This is a genomic window from Pseudomonas sp. R1-7 (genome assembly GCF_051132105.1).
Lineage (GTDB): Bacteria > Pseudomonadota > Gammaproteobacteria > Pseudomonadales > Pseudomonadaceae > Aquipseudomonas.
This window is the reverse complement of sequence record NZ_CP071661.1, coordinates 3,143,707-3,158,337: the sequence shown is the minus strand read 5'-3', so window position 1 is coordinate 3,158,337 and position 14,631 is coordinate 3,143,707. Positions and strand designations below refer to the sequence as shown.

The window sequence follows — 14,631 nt, the reverse complement described above, 5'->3', positions numbered from 1 at the left end:
AAGCACCGCCAGCCTTCGATACCACCCCGTGCGCGTATTCAATCTGGCAATTGCACAGCCTGATCGGCGGGGTCAAAGTAGAACTTAGCCATGTCCGTCGGACTGACCCCGGGCCTCAGGCGGATGATAGGGGCCGAAATTTTAGGTTGGGTCGAATTATAGAAATCGAGCTGGTTGTATTGAGCATCGGCCAGCGCCACACTGGAGTTTCCAGGAATATAGAAGAAAGCCATGATGGGATAAGTGTTGGGTTGGCCTGGCCCCCAGCGTTTAATGATGACTTCATTCCATTGATTGAAGCCCTCCGCGCCGAGCAAGGTTTTGGCCTGCAATGAGCTGTAAAACGCAGGGCCGGCCAGTTGATTTCGCTCATCACGGACGTCGAATCCGCATTGACGGATGTTTGGATTTACTCCTGGGCTTTTCCAGACGGCCAGCCATTGCTGCGCAGTCGAGACTCCAGCGACTTGGCACGACACGCTTTGGGTTGGGTATTCCGGATGAGGTCCACACACCTCTTTCAGGCTTCGACGCCAACCATGCGCGTCCATCGGGTAGGAACATAAATATTCCAGCTTGATTTTTCCAGCCGGAGCGCTGAACGCAGGGTAAAGAATATAACCATTAGTGTTCCCCCAAGCCAGTATTCCGAAATTGGAATCCGCTCGTAGATAAGAAAACGAAACGCCCCCCGTTGCTTGTGATGTTGGACTTGGATCCCAGACTTTATATGTGTTGTCAGGATCTTTTGTCGTCACCCTGAGTACGACTCCAGAGCAGAGAAATGCGGGCATGGATTCGGAATTGTGGCAATTTGGAAACCGTCGGTTGTATAGCGTATTCAAAAACTCGGCGGTGCTTGAGCCCATGATGACTTGAGTATGGCCGAGGTCTTTGATGATGGGCTCGGCCTGGGTGCTGCTGAACATAAAGATGAATAATAGCGCGGTGAATATCTTGTCCATGATCCATGCTCCCAAGTGGGGAAATAAATGGCACAGGATTGACGTTGCACCGCGCCATGAATATAGTTCGCCGACGGTTTCTTGGTTCTTTCCGAGTTAACCGCAGCCAACCTGGTCCGCTGCGTAATAAGTGAAGTACGTGTTGCCGTTGAGATCGAGGGCGGGCGTCAGGCGGATAATCGGAATCAGGATTTTTGGGTTGGTCGAATTGCAGTAATCGCGTTGGTTGTAACGAGCATCGGCCAGCCCATCGCTAAACCCGTTGACATAGAAAAAAGCCAGAATGGGCAAGGCATTGGGTTGTCCCTTAGGCCAAGCCTTGATAATGAGTTCATTGTGATCGTGAAATACCTTGTCGGCATAGCCGGGAGACTTTGCCGCTAGCAACTCCCTTGCCCGTAGGGATTCTCTGAACGCAGGCCCGCTCAGTGCGTCGCGCTCGTCGGTGACGTCGAACCCACATTGCCGGATGGCTTCTTTATTATCGCCGCCGAAAGGGTATGTCCATACGTACACCCACGCCCGCGCATCATAGTCCGGTGCGTAGGTATGGCATAAGTTGCTATGGTCAGGCCAGTCCTGGTGGGGGCCGCAAAGTTTAGTTCGACTTTGCGTCCAGCCGTCCATGGGGTACGAACACATATAAAGCAATTGGCGCTTGTCCGCCGGAGTCTCGAGAACAGGATAGATGAAAAAGCCGTTTTGATAGATGCCTCCAAAATGACTGAAGTTGGTGTCTGCTCTAAGGTAGGAAAAGGACACTCCATCCTTGGCTGTTGCGGTGGGGCTCGGTTCCCAGGCTTTATAATCATTGTTGGGGGCTTTTATCGTGAGCCTGAGCGTCACGCCTGAGCAAAGGAATGCGGGTCTGGAATCGAGTTTGTTGCAGTTGTCAAATTTGCGATTGTAGAGCGTTGTCAGATAAGCGGCGGTGTCAGGCCCATTGACTGTTTGCACGCCATTGTTGAAGCTCAGGCGAGGTGGTTGCGCCATGATATGCGCGCAGTCAAGCATGAGTGTAATAATAAAGCAGGCGGTAAAAATATTTGATTTGTACATGACGGATTCCTCGCGGAAAAGCGCGTCGAGCAGCTTGAAAGTCCCGCTGGAAACTGTATTCATATCGACGGAAAGCTTGAAGATATCCCGGCAGAACGAGCATTTTAAGATGCGTGCATGGTCGTTTTTCTAACTAGGAATCAAGGGGCAATTTCAGGCAAGGGTGCGCTGTGGTTACAGCCTGCGGCCTCGGTTAGTCTGTAACCCACGTCGGGTCTCCATGGCTCAAGGTTCCACTCTGGCTTGTCCTTAGCGATGACGATATGGCAGATCAGCTGATGCCGAAGTCCGTGAGTGTTGCTCCAGAGGCGATGGTTGGAATAATCGCGACTGAGTTCGTCCCATAAGTAGGCGGTTCCTTCCGGCGGCGTTCGTCTTGCGCAGGCTGTGGGCGTGATGGAAAGCGACCACTCATAGTTTCGATACATCCATTGCGCGCTTTCGATGTACTTGGTGCAACGCTCCACGGTTTGCATAAAACTGTCGGCGGGTGCGGAGGAGGCCGATCCGATATGGAGTATCAGGGCGATACTCAGCAGCGCGGTGAGGCACGCGCGCATCGTCGAATGAATAGCGTAATGCAATGAAGTGTTCATGGGACACCACTGGGGCTGTTGGACGTCACTTGAGGTGGCACCGCTGGCGCTGGTAAGTAAACGTCAGGGCGGGCGACTATGGGGGGGCGATGTTTCTTAAGTAACCGCTGCCACGCGCATCGTTTCTCCACCTTGCAATTGCTTCCATCTAACCGCTGGTGTCGGGCTTTGACTACTGTCAGTTCTGACAGGTGGTTTGCTGAAAAAGGGGGATTTCCATTCCGTTCGTCGTAATCCTTGGCGAGACGGTTATCTGGAGCCTGGTTTTATCTTTTTCACATCGTTGGCTATACCTGTAGTGCCGCCCCCGTCGGGGTGTGGCCCACAGGAGTAACAGCATGAAATTCGCCTCCATGATCGGCACTGTTTGCATCGCTTCGCTCGCGTTGATGGGTTGCTCCAGCAAAGTCACCCAACCGGACGAGTACTCTGGATTCCTGGGAGACTACAGCCGGCTCAAGGAAGAAAAGTCACCATCCGGTGCTGCGGTGATGCGTTGGGTCGATCCAAAAATCGATCTGAGCAAATACACCAGCGTGTATATCGAGCCGACGCAGCTGTACCCCAAGCCGCAACCGACAGTGAAGATCCCCGCGGGCACGTTGTCCGGTATCACCAGCTATTACGACCAGGCACTCAAGCGCGAAGCGAGCAAGACCTTGCCCCTGGCGACCAGTCCCGGGCCGGGGACTTTGGTGATGCGGGCCGCGATCACCGCTGTCAGCAGCAAGACCGAGGGCTTGAAGCCCTATGAGGTGATTCCGATCGCGTTGGTGGCCGCTGCTGTCAGTACCGCGAGCGGCATCCGGGACCAGGAAACCACGCTGGGTACCGAGGCGGTGTTTATTGATGGCGAGAGCCATGCCGTCGTCGCCCAGGTCGTGCGCAAGGGCACGGGGAAACCCTTGTCAAACGATTCTCAAGTCATGAAGCCAGATGACGTCAAAGGCGTCATCGATGGCTGGGCATCGGATTTGAATAAAGCGTTTACGCAGCTCAAGGCCAGATAACGCGTCGAACCGGATCCGTGACTTTTTGTGTGCGGCCATAGGTCGGAGCACCATTTCATGGTTAACTCCGGCCTCACTATTTTCAAACCTGTCAGAAGGAATCCGTTCATGGCTCAAGTCACCCTCAAAGGCAACCCTGTCCAAGTCAACGGCCAACTGCCACAAGCCGGTTCCAAGGCGCCAGCCTTTTCCCTGGTCGCCGGCAATCTGTCGGACGTTTCCCTGAAGGACTTCGCCGGCAAGCGCAAGGTGCTGAATATTTTCCCGAGCGTCGACACGCCGACCTGCGCCACTTCCGTACGCAAGTTCAACGCCCAGGCCAACGACCTGGATAACACCGTGGTGCTGTGCATTTCCGCCGACCTGCCGTTTGCCCAGGCCCGTTTCTGTGGTGCAGAAGGCCTTGAGAACGTACAGAACCTGTCCACCCTGCGCGGTGCCGAGTTCATCGAGAACTACGGTGTTGCCATTGCCGACGGCCCGCTCAAAGGCCTGACTGCCCGCGCCGTGGTGGTTCTGGACGAAAACGACACCGTACTGCACAGCGAGCTGGTCAAGGAAATCGCTGAAGAGCCGAACTACGATGCGGCGCTCGCAATCCTGAAATAACTGTTCCGAAACAAAGTATTTATTACAATTGTTAACGGCCTGGCCTGCCCAGGCCGTTTTCATTTGTGTTTCAAAGCCTTAGCCGAGTAGGCGAAAGGTAAGCGCAAGGTAAATTGCCGGTAAAGGCGCTTTGCTAAATATCCGCCAGTGCTTATCGTTCAGCCTCCTGTAGAAGAACCCCACGCGCCCAATGGTTGACCATTCAATGCAATCCTCCGTTTCCCGCAAATCACGTCGCTGGCTGTTCGGCCTGCTCATCCTGCTGGCCGTTGCCTTGCTGGCTTGGAAGTTCTGGCCTGCCGGCATCGACTCGAAAAATGAAGCAGGGCAGAAGGGCGCGGCCGGACAGATGGGGCGCTCGGGCGGCATGCGACCGGGCTTCGGCGGTGCGACGGGACCGATTCCGGTTCGGGTGGCACCGGCGGTCACCGGGGATTTCCCGCTGTATTACAAGGCGCTGGGCACGGTCACGGCGCTCAATACCATCAACGTACGCAGCCGCGTGGGCGGCGAGTTGGTGAAGATCGCGTTCGAAGAAGGGCAGATGGTCAAGGCCGGGGATTTGCTGGCAGAGATCGATCCTCGTCCGTACCAGAACGCTTTGCTCCAGGCCGAAGGCACCTTGTTGCAAAACCAGGCCCAGTTGAAGAACGCCCAGGTCGACCTCGAGCGTTATCGCGGCCTGTACGCTGAAGACAGCATCGCCAAGCAGACCCTCGACACCGCCGCTGCGCTGGTGGGCCAATACCAGGGCACGGTCAAGACCAACCAGGCGGCGGTCAACGACGCCAAGCTCAACCTGGAATTCACCAAGATCCGCGCGCCGATCGGCGGCCGCGTAGGTTTGCGTCAACTGGATGTTGGCAACCTGGTGGCGGCCAACGACACCACGGCCTTGGCCGTCATTACCCAGACCCAACCCATCAGCGTTGCTTTCACGCTGCCGGAAAGCAACCTTGAAACCGTACTCGCCCGCTATCGCAGCGGGGCGAAACTGCCCGTCGAGGCCTGGGACCGTGGCGATGTCAAGCTCCAGGCCAGCGGCGTGTTGCAAAGCCTGGACAACCAGATTGATGTCACCACCGGCACCTTGAAATTCAAGGCACGCTATGAGAACCGCGACCAGTCGCTGTTCCCTAACCAGTTTGTCAACGTGCGCCTGCTCGCGGACACGTTGAAAGGTGTGGTCCTGGCGCCGACCGCTGCGATTCAGTTCGGCACCAACGGCACGTTCGTCTATGCATTGGACGGCGACAGGAAAGTCACCATCAAAAAGCTCAAGATCGGCGCCAGCGATGGCGACAAGACCGTGGTCATCGAGGGCCTCGCCGCCGGCGACCGGGTGGTGCTCGAAGGCACTGACCGCTTGAAGGAGGGCAGCGAGGTGGAAGTGGTCAACGACAGCCAGGAAGTGCCCACCACGCCGACCGAGCACCTGCAAGGCAAGACCGCTGCGGCCCCGACTGAGCCGGCCGTGGCCGACAAGGCGAAAAAGGGCGGCGCATGAATCTCTCGCGGCTGTTCATCCTTCGCCCGGTCGCCACCACGCTGAGCATGCTGGCCATTGTCCTGGCCGGCCTGATTGCCTATCGGTTGCTGCCGGTGTCGGCGTTGCCCCAGGTCGACTACCCGACCATCCGCGTCATGACGCTGTACCCGGGCGCGAGCCCTGACGTGATGACCAGCGCCGTGACCGCGCCGTTGGAGCGCCAGTTCGGACAAATGCCCGGCCTGACACAGATGGCGTCCACCAGCTCCGGCGGCGCCTCGGTGATTACCCTGCGCTTCAACCTGGACATCAACATGGACGTTGCCGAGCAGCAGGTGCAGGCCGCGATCAACGCGGCGAGCAATCTGCTGCCCGACGATTTGCCGGCGCCCCCGGTGTACAACAAGGTCAACCCCGCCGACACTCCGGTCCTGACCCTGGCAATCACTTCCAAGACCATGCTGTTGCCCAAGCTCAACGACCTTGTGGACACGCGCATGGCGCAGAAAATCGCCCAGATCAGCGGCGTCGGCATGGTGACCATCGCCGGCGGCCAGCGCCAGGCCGTGCGGATCAAGGTCAACCCCGAAGCGCTGGCATCCGCGGGCTTGAACCTGGCGGATGTGCGCACCTTGATCGGCGCCTCCAACGTCAACCAGCCCAAGGGCAATTTCGATGGTCCGACCCGGGTCTCGATGCTCGATGCCAACGACCAGCTGACCTCGCCCAAGGACTACGCCGAACTGATCCTGGCCTACGCCAACGGCGCGCCGTTGCGACTCAAGGACGTCGCCGAGATCATCGATGGCGCAGAGAACGAGCGTCTCGCCGCCTGGGCCAATGAAAACCAGGCCGTGCTCCTGAATATCCAGCGCCAGCCCGGAGCCAACGTCATCGAAGTGGTGGACCGGATCAAGGCCATGTTGCCGAGCATCACCGACAACCTGCCGGCCGGCCTGGACGTTACCGTGCTGACCGACCGCACCCAGACCATCCGTGCCTCGGTTACCGACGTTCAGCATGAATTGCTCATCGCCATCGCCCTGGTGGTCATGGTCACGTTCCTGTTCCTGCGCAGGGTCAGCGCCACGATCATTCCATCGGTGGCCGTGCCGTTGTCGCTGGTCGGTACGTTCGGCGTCATGTACCTAGCCGGTTTCTCCATCAACAACCTGACACTGATGGCCCTGACCATCGCCACCGGTTTCGTGGTGGACGATGCCATCGTCATGCTGGAGAACATCGCCCGCTACATCGAGAAGGGCGACAGCCCGATGCAGGCCGCGCTCAAGGGCGCGAGGCAGATCGGCTTCACCCTGATTTCCCTGACACTGTCGTTGATTGCGGTGCTGATCCCGCTGTTGTTCATGGCGGACGTGGTCGGTCGCCTGTTCCGCGAATTTGCCATTACCCTGGCGGTCGCGATCCTGATTTCGCTGGTGGTGTCCCTGACCCTGACGCCGATGATGTGCGCCCGACTACTCAAGCGTGAGCCTAAGGAAGAGGAGCAGGGCCGTTTCTACCGCGCGAGCGGCGCCTGGATCGATTGGTTGATCGCCGCCTACGGGCGCAAGTTGCAATGGGTGCTCAAGCACCAGCCGCTGACGCTGTTGGTGGCGGTGGGCAGTCTTGTATTGACGGTAGTGTTGTACCTGGCCGTGCCCAAGGGATTTTTCCCTGTGCAGGATACGGGCGTGATCCAAGGCATTTCCGAGGCGCCGCAATCGATTTCCTTTGCCGCGATGGGCGAGCGCCAGCAGCAATTGGCCAAGGTCATCCTCGCCGATCCTGCGGTGCAGAGCCTGTCTTCCTACATCGGCGTGGACGGCGACAACGCAACGCTCAACAGCGGACGGCTGCTGATCAACCTCAAGCCCCACAGCGAACGGGACGACAGCGCCAGCGAGATCATCGCCCGCCTGCAACCGCAGCTGGACCGGCTGGTGGGCATCCGGCTGTTCATGCAACCGGTGCAGGACCTGACCATCGAAGATCGGGTCAGCCGCACCCAGTACCAGTTCAGCCTGTCGTCGCCGGATGCCGAGTTGCTCAGCCTCTGGAGCGGGCGGCTCGTCGAAGCCCTGGTCCAACAACCGGAACTCACCGACGTCGCCAGTGATTTGCAGGACAAGGGCTTGCAGGTCTACTTGGTGATCGACCGCGACGCGGCATCGAGACTGGGCGTGTCCGTATCGAATATCACAGATGCGCTCTACGACGCCTTCGGCCAGCGGCAGATTTCCACCATCTACACCCAGGCCAGTCAGTACCGCGTGGTGCTTCAAGCCCAGGCCGGGGAAAAGATCGGCCCGCAGGCGCTGGACCAGATCCACGTCAAGACCACTGACGGCGGGCAAGTTCGCCTGTCGAGCCTGGCCCGCGTCGAAGAGCGCCAGGCGCAGCTGGCAATTGCCCATATCGGCCAGTTCCCGGCGGTGATGATGTCGTTCAACCTGGCGCCGGGTGTAGCCCTCGGGCACGCCGTGGATGTCATCGAGAAGGTGCAGAAGGACATCGGTATGCCGGTCGGCGTGCAGACCGAGTTCCAGGGCGCGGCCCAGGCGTTCCAGGCGTCGCTGTCGAGCACCCTGCTGCTGATCCTGGCGGCGGTGGTGACCATGTACATCGTGCTGGGCGTGCTCTACGAGAGCTACATTCATCCAATCACGATTCTTTCCACCTTGCCCTCTGCGGCCATCGGCGCATTGCTGGCGTTGATGCTGACCGGTAATGACCTGGGCATGATCGCGATCATCGGCATCATCCTGCTGATCGGCATCGTCAAGAAGAACGCGATCATGATGATCGACTTTGCCCTCGACGCCGAGCGCAATCAGGGCATGGACCCGCATACCGCGATCTATCAGGCCGCGCTGTTGCGCTTCCGGCCGATCCTGATGACCACCCTGGCGGCGCTGTTTGGCGCTGTGCCATTGATGCTCGCCACCGGCTCCGGTGCCGAGTTGCGCCAGCCGTTGGGCCTGGTGATGGTGGGCGGGTTGCTGGTGAGCCAGGTGTTGACGCTGTTTACCACGCCGGTGATCTACCTTTACTTCGATCGCCTGGGGCGCCGGTTTGCCAGGCCTGAGGAGAAAGAGGTGCAGATATGACGCAATCCCTGAACCACAAGGAGCTTTTGTGGCGAGGGGATTTATCCCCGCTGGGCTGCGCAGCGGCCCTTTTTGTGAGCGCTGAGCACTCAAGCGGGGATAAATCCCCTCGCCACGAAGAACCAGCCATTTCTCGCGGCCAGTCGCCTGACGTCTGGAGCCGCTGCGAATGAACCTCTCCGGCCCCTTCATCCGTCGTCCTGTGGCGACGATGCTGCTGAGCTTCGCCATCATGCTGCTCGGCGGCGTGTGCTTTGGCTTGCTGCCGGTTTCGCCGCTGCCGCAAATGGATTTTCCGGTGATCGTGGTCCAGGCCAACCTGCCGGGGGCGAGCCCCGAGGTGATGGCTTCCACGGTGGCGACGCCGCTGGAACGCTCGTTTGGCGCCATCGCCGGGGTCAACACCATGAGCAGCCGCTCGAGCCAGGGCTCGACCCGGGTGATCCTGCAATTCGACCTGGACCGCGACATCAACGGCGCGGCCCGGGAAGTGCAAGCGGCCATCAACGCCTCGCGGAACTTGCTGCCCAGCGGCATGCGCAGCATGCCCACCTACAAGAAGGTCAACCCGTCCCAGGCGCCCGTCATGGTGCTTTCGCTGACCTCCGATGTGTTGGAGAAAGGCCAGCTCTATGATCTTGCCTCGACGATCCTGTCCCAGAGCCTGTCCCAGGTGGCCGGTGTCGGCGAAGTGCAGATTGGCGGCAGTTCCCTGCCGGCGGTGCGCATCGAGTTGGAGCCGCAACTGCTCAACCAGTACGGCGTGGCGCTGGACGACGTACGCACCGCGATCGCCAATAGCAATGTGCGCCGGCCCAAGGGATCGGTCGAAGACGACGAGCGCATGTGGCAAGTCCAGGCGAACGACCAGTTGGAGAAGGCCAAGGACTACGAAACGCTGGTCATCCGCTATCAGGACGGCTCGGTATTGCGGCTCAAGGACGTGGCAAAGGTCAGCGATGGCGTCGAGGACCGCTATAACAGCGGGTTCTTCAACGATGACGCCGCCGTGCTGTTGGTGATCAATCGCCAGGCCGGCGCCAACATCATCGAGACCGTCAACGAGATCAAGAACCAACTGCCGGCCCTGCAAGCGGTACTGCCCGCCAGCGTCAAGCTGAACCTGGCCATGGACCGCTCCCCGGTAATCAAGGCCACTCTGCACGAAGCGGAAATGACCCTGCTGATTGCCGTGGCCCTGGTGGTGCTGGTGGTGTTCCTGTTCCTCGGCAGTTTCCGCGCTTCGCTGATCCCGACGCTGGCGGTGCCGGTGTCGCTGGTGGGCACGTTCGCGGTGATGTATGTCTATGGATTCTCGCTGAACAACCTGTCGCTGATGGCGTTGATCCTCGCCACGGGGCTGGTGGTGGACGATGCCATCGTGGTGCTGGAAAACATTTCACGGCACATCGATGAAGGCGTGCCGCCGATGAAAGCGGCCTACCTCGGCGCCGAGGAAGTGGGCTTCACCTTGTTGTCGATGAACGCCTCGCTGGTGGCAGTGTTCCTGTCGATCCTGTTCATGGGCGGCATCGTCGAGAGTCTGTTTCGTGAATTTTCCATCACCCTGGCGGCTGCCATCGTGGTCTCGCTGGTGGTGTCCCTGACGCTTACGCCGATGCTCTGTGCGCGATGGCTCAAGCCTCATGTGCCAGGGCAGGAAAACCGCCTGCAGCGCTGGAGCCACGGCCTCAACGAGCGCATGGTCCGGGGTTACGCCCGCAGCCTGGACTGGGTGCTGCGTCATAGACGCCTGACCTTGCTCAGCCTGTTGGTGACCATCGGTGTGAACATCGCGCTGTACGTGGTGGTGCCGAAAACCTTCATGCCGCAGCAGGACACCGGCCAGTTGATCGGCTTTGTGCGCGGCGACGACGGGCTGTCGTTCAACGTGATGCAGCCGAAGATGGAAATCTTCCGTCGCGCGGTGCTCAAGGACGAAGCGGTGCAGAGCGTGGCGGGGTTCATCGGTGGCAACAACGGCACCAACAACGCCTTCATGCTGGTGCGCCTCAAGCCTATCAAGGAACGCAGGATTTCCGCGCAAAAGGTCATCGAGCGCTTGCGCAAGGAAATGCCCAAGGTGCCTGGCGCCCAATTGATGCTGATGGCCGACCAGGACCTGCAATTCGGTGGCGGTCGTGAGCAGACCACGTCGCAGTATTCCTACATCCTGCAAAGCGCGGACCTGGCGTCGCTGCGCACCTGGTACCCCAAGGTCGTCGCCGCTTTTCGCGCCTTGCCGGAGCTGACCGCCATCGACGCCCGCGACGGTGGCGGGGCGCAGCAGGTGACGCTGATCGTGGACCGCGACCAGGCCAAGCGCTTGGGCATCGACATGAACATGGTCACTTCGGTGCTGAACAACGCCTACAGCCAGCGACAGATCTCGACCATCTACGACAGCCTCAACCAGTATCAGGTGGTCATGGAGGTCAATCCCAAATATGCCCAGGACCCCAATACGCTCGAGCAGGTCCAGGTGATCACCGCCGACGGCGCACGAGTGCCGCTGTCGACGATTGCCCATTATGAAAACAGCCTGGAAGACGACCGGGTCAGCCATGAAGGCCAGTTCGCCTCCGAAGGCATTTCGTTCGACATGGCCGAAGGCGTCACGGTGGAGCAGGGCACCGCGGCGATCGAGCGGGCGATTGCCAAGCTCGGGATGCCCGAGGACGTCATCGCGAAGATGGCCGGCACCGCCGATGCATTCGCCGCGACCCAGAAAAGCCAGCCGTTCATGATCCTCGGGGCGTTGCTGGCGGTGTACCTGGTGCTGGGTGTGCTCTACGAGAGCTACATACATCCGCTGACCATCCTTTCCACCTTGCCCTCGGCGGGGGTGGGCGCGTTGCTGTCGATCTACGTGCTAGGTAGCGAGTTCAGCCTGATCTCTTTGCTCGGGTTGTTCCTGCTTATCGGCGTGGTGAAGAAAAACGCCATCCTGATGATCGACCTTGCGCTGCAACTGGAGCGCGCCGGCCAAACGCCCCTGGAGTCGATTCGCAGCGCTTGCCTGCTACGGCTGCGGCCGATCCTCATGACCACCCTGGCGGCGATCCTCGGTGCCTTGCCGCTGTTGCTCGGCGCCGCCGAAGGCTCGGAAATGCGCCAGCCGCTGGGCCTGACCATCATCGGCGGGCTGGTGTTCAGCCAGGTCCTGACGCTCTACACCACGCCGGTGGTCTACCTCTATCTCGATAACCTGCGCCATCGCTTCAACCGCTGGCGCGGGGTGCGCACTGATGCTGCCCTGGAAACTCCGCTATGACCGATCGTTCGCTTTTCAACCTCGTCGCACCGCTGGCGACCGCCCGTGGCTCGCGTGTCCTGAGCCTGGCGCTGTGCGTGGCACTGCTCAGTGCCTGCGCGATCGGTCCGGATTACCAGCGCCCGTCGGCCGCCGCACCCGTGCAATACAAGGAAGCCCAAGGTTGGCGCCAGGCCAACCCCAGCGATGCCCTGTCCCGTGGCGCCTGGTGGGAGCTCTACGCTGACACCCGTCTCAACGAACTGGTGGAAAAACTCAACACCTCCAACCAGACAGTGGCCCAGGCCGAAGCCCAGTACCGTCAGGCACAGGCCTTGGCGCGAAGTGCTCGCGGGGCATTCTTTCCGACGGTCGATCTCACGGTTGGCAAGACCCGTTCCAGCCAAGGCACCGGCAGCAGCAGTTCGAGCCTGAGCAGTTCTTCCAGCGGCATCCGCGACACCTACAGCGCCCAGGCCGGCGTGAGCTGGGAAGCGGACGTGTGGGGCAAGTTGCGCCGCACCCTTGAAGCCGACGAAGCCAGCGCGCAGGCCAGTTTTGCCGACCTGGCGGCGATGCGCCTGAGCCAGCAATCGGAGCTGGTGCAGAACTACCTGCAGTTGCGGGTGATCGACCAGCAGAAGCGCTTGTTGCAGACCACTGTCGACAACTATCAACGCTCGCTGAAAATGACCGAAAACCAGTACCGTGCCGGCGTATCCGGCAAGGACGCGGTGGCCCAGGCGCAGAACCAGCTCAAGACCACCCAGGGCGACCTGATCGACCTTATCTGGCAGCGTGCGCAGTTCGAAAACGCCATCGCCGTGCTGATCGGCCTGCCGCCTGCCGAATTCAGCCTGGCCGAGACCCAGGACATCCCGGCGCTGCCGCAGGTCCCGGTGGCACTACCGTCGCAATTGCTCGAACGGCGTCCGGACATCGCGTCGGCGGAGCGCTCGGTCATGGCGGCCAATGCCAACATCGGCGTGGCGAAGGCCGCTTATTACCCGGACCTGACCCTGAGCCTGAGCGGTGGCTACAGCAGCAGCACCTACGATAATTGGGTGAGCGTGCCGAACCGTTTCTGGTCGGTCGGCCCGCAACTGGCGATGACCTTGTTCGACGGCGGCCAGCGCTCGGCGGAGGTCGACCGCAGCGTCGCGGCCTATGACCAGACCGTCGCCACCTATCGCCAGACCGTGCTCGACGGCTTCCGCGAAGTCGAAAACTACCTGATCCAGCTCAAGGTGCTCGAGGACGAAGCCCGCGTCCGCCAGGAGGCGCTGGACGCGGCCCGCGAGTCTTTGCGCCTGACGCAGAACCAATACAGGGCAGGCCTGATCGGCTACCTCGACGTGGTCACCGTCCAGGCTACTGCCCTGAGCAACGAACGCAGCGTGCTGAGCCTGCAACAGAGCCGGTTGATTGCCAGTGTGCAGTTGATTGCCGCGTTGGGCGGTGGTTGGGATGGCCAGTTGGAGGCGAACGATCAGGCGGCAGCGGACTGATATGCACCGCAGTTCCTGTGGGAGCGAGCTTGCTCGCGATGACGCCAGCCCAGGCAACATTTCCACTAACTGAACCACCGCCATCGCGAGCAAGCTCGCTCCCACAGGGGTTGCGGTGGGGTCAGTCCCGCTTTTGGCCGATGCACTGCCTACGTCCAATCGTGATCGCTTGTTATAGTTCAGGCCTCTTCCAACCGGTCAAAGGACACTGCCATGTCGCAATACCAAGCGTTCAACGTCGAACTTGCAGACAACATCGCCCATGTGCAAATCAATCGACCGGACAAGATCAACGCCATGAACGCGGCGTTCTGGAGCGAAATCGTCGACATTTTTCAATGGGTCGACGATACCGATGAAGTACGGGTGGTGGTCTTGAGCGGTGCCGGCAAGCATTTCTCTTCAGGCATCGACCTGATGATGCTGGCCGGCGTGGCCAACGAATTGGGCAAGGATGTGGGCCGTAACGCCCGGGTACTGCGGCGCAAGATCCTACAGCTGCAAGCCTCGTTCAATGCCGTGGACAACTGTCGCAAACCGGTACTCGCGGCGGTCCAGGGCTATTGCCTGGGTGGCGCCATCGACCTTATTTCCGCCTGCGACATGCGCTACGCCGCCGAGGACGCGCAGTTCTCGATCAAGGAAATCGACATCGGCATGGCGGCCGATGTTGGCACATTGCAACGCTTGCCCCGGATCATCGGGGACGGCATGCTGCGTGAACTCGCTTATACGGGGCGCACCTTCGGTGCCGACGAAGCGCGCAGCATTGGCCTGGTCAATCGTGTCTACCGCGATACCGCCAACTTGCTCGACGGTGTGATGGGCATTGCCCGGGACATCGCCGCCAAGTCGCCGATCGCCGTTACCGGCACCAAGGAAATGATCAGCTACATGCGCGACCACCGCATCGACGACGGGCTGGAATACGTCGCCACGTGGAACGCCGCCATGCTGCAATCCAATGACCTGCGCGTGGCCATGGCCGCCCATATGAGCAAACAGAAACCTGAATTTCTGGATTGATCGATC

At 60.1% G+C, this 14,631-nt stretch carries 10 protein-coding genes; 7 read left to right on the top strand and 3 right to left on the bottom strand.

From position 1 onward, the window contains the following. Positions 1-38: 38 nt before the first annotated feature. The 3 genes from J3P79_RS14190 to J3P79_RS14180 all read right to left on the bottom strand — a co-directional run bounded on the left by J3P79_RS14190 (position 39) and on the right by J3P79_RS14180 (position 2,620). Entirely contained in the window at positions 39-965 is a 927-nt protein-coding gene (locus tag J3P79_RS14190; protein ID WP_434603413.1) for a halovibrin HvnC, read from the bottom strand. Between the two features lie 96 nt (positions 966-1,061). Beyond that, the gene (locus J3P79_RS14185; protein ID WP_434603411.1) at positions 1,062-2,087 is read right to left on the bottom strand and encodes a halovibrin HvnC; all 1,026 of its coding nucleotides are present in this window, start codon (positions 2,085-2,087) and stop codon (positions 1,062-1,064) included. A 77-nt stretch (positions 2,088-2,164) separates the two neighbouring features. Then, positions 2,165-2,620, bottom strand: coding sequence for a DUF2599 domain-containing protein (locus J3P79_RS14180; RefSeq protein ID WP_434603409.1), 456 nt, complete (start codon positions 2,618-2,620; stop codon positions 2,165-2,167). A 338-nt stretch (positions 2,621-2,958) separates the two neighbouring features. On the opposite strand from J3P79_RS14180, the gene J3P79_RS14175 reads away from it, so the two are divergent. The 7 genes from J3P79_RS14175 (at position 2,959) to J3P79_RS14145 (ending at position 14,625) form a co-directional block, all read left to right on the top strand. Further along, positions 2,959-3,630, top strand: a complete 672-nt coding sequence (locus J3P79_RS14175) for a DUF3313 domain-containing protein (RefSeq protein WP_434603407.1) — start codon at positions 2,959-2,961, stop codon at positions 3,628-3,630. Between the two features lie 108 nt (positions 3,631-3,738). Then, complete coding sequence (gene tpx, locus J3P79_RS14170) at positions 3,739-4,239, top strand: thiol peroxidase (RefSeq protein WP_434603405.1); 501 nt, start codon at positions 3,739-3,741, stop codon at positions 4,237-4,239. A 190-nt stretch (positions 4,240-4,429) separates the two neighbouring features. After that, positions 4,430-5,746: an MdtA/MuxA family multidrug efflux RND transporter periplasmic adaptor subunit gene (locus tag J3P79_RS14165; protein WP_434603403.1), complete on the top strand. Its 1,317-nt coding sequence runs from the start codon at positions 4,430-4,432 to the stop codon at positions 5,744-5,746. Next, a complete protein-coding gene (locus tag J3P79_RS14160) occupies positions 5,743-8,838 on the top strand; it encodes an MdtB/MuxB family multidrug efflux RND transporter permease subunit (protein WP_434603401.1) in 3,096 nt (1,031 codons plus the stop codon). Before J3P79_RS14165 ends, J3P79_RS14160 begins: the two co-directional genes overlap by 4 nt. Before the next feature lie 169 nt (positions 8,839-9,007). Beyond that, complete coding sequence (locus tag J3P79_RS14155; RefSeq protein WP_434603399.1) at positions 9,008-12,112, top strand: efflux RND transporter permease subunit; 3,105 nt, start codon at positions 9,008-9,010, stop codon at positions 12,110-12,112. After that, positions 12,109-13,599, top strand: coding sequence for an efflux transporter outer membrane subunit (locus tag J3P79_RS14150; RefSeq protein ID WP_434603397.1), 1,491 nt, complete (start codon positions 12,109-12,111; stop codon positions 13,597-13,599). Before J3P79_RS14155 ends, J3P79_RS14150 begins: the two co-directional genes overlap by 4 nt. A 213-nt stretch (positions 13,600-13,812) precedes the next feature. Then, the gene (locus J3P79_RS14145) at positions 13,813-14,625 is read left to right on the top strand and encodes a crotonase/enoyl-CoA hydratase family protein (protein ID WP_434603395.1); all 813 of its coding nucleotides are present in this window, start codon (positions 13,813-13,815) and stop codon (positions 14,623-14,625) included. The last annotated feature ends 6 nt before the right edge of the window (positions 14,626-14,631 follow it).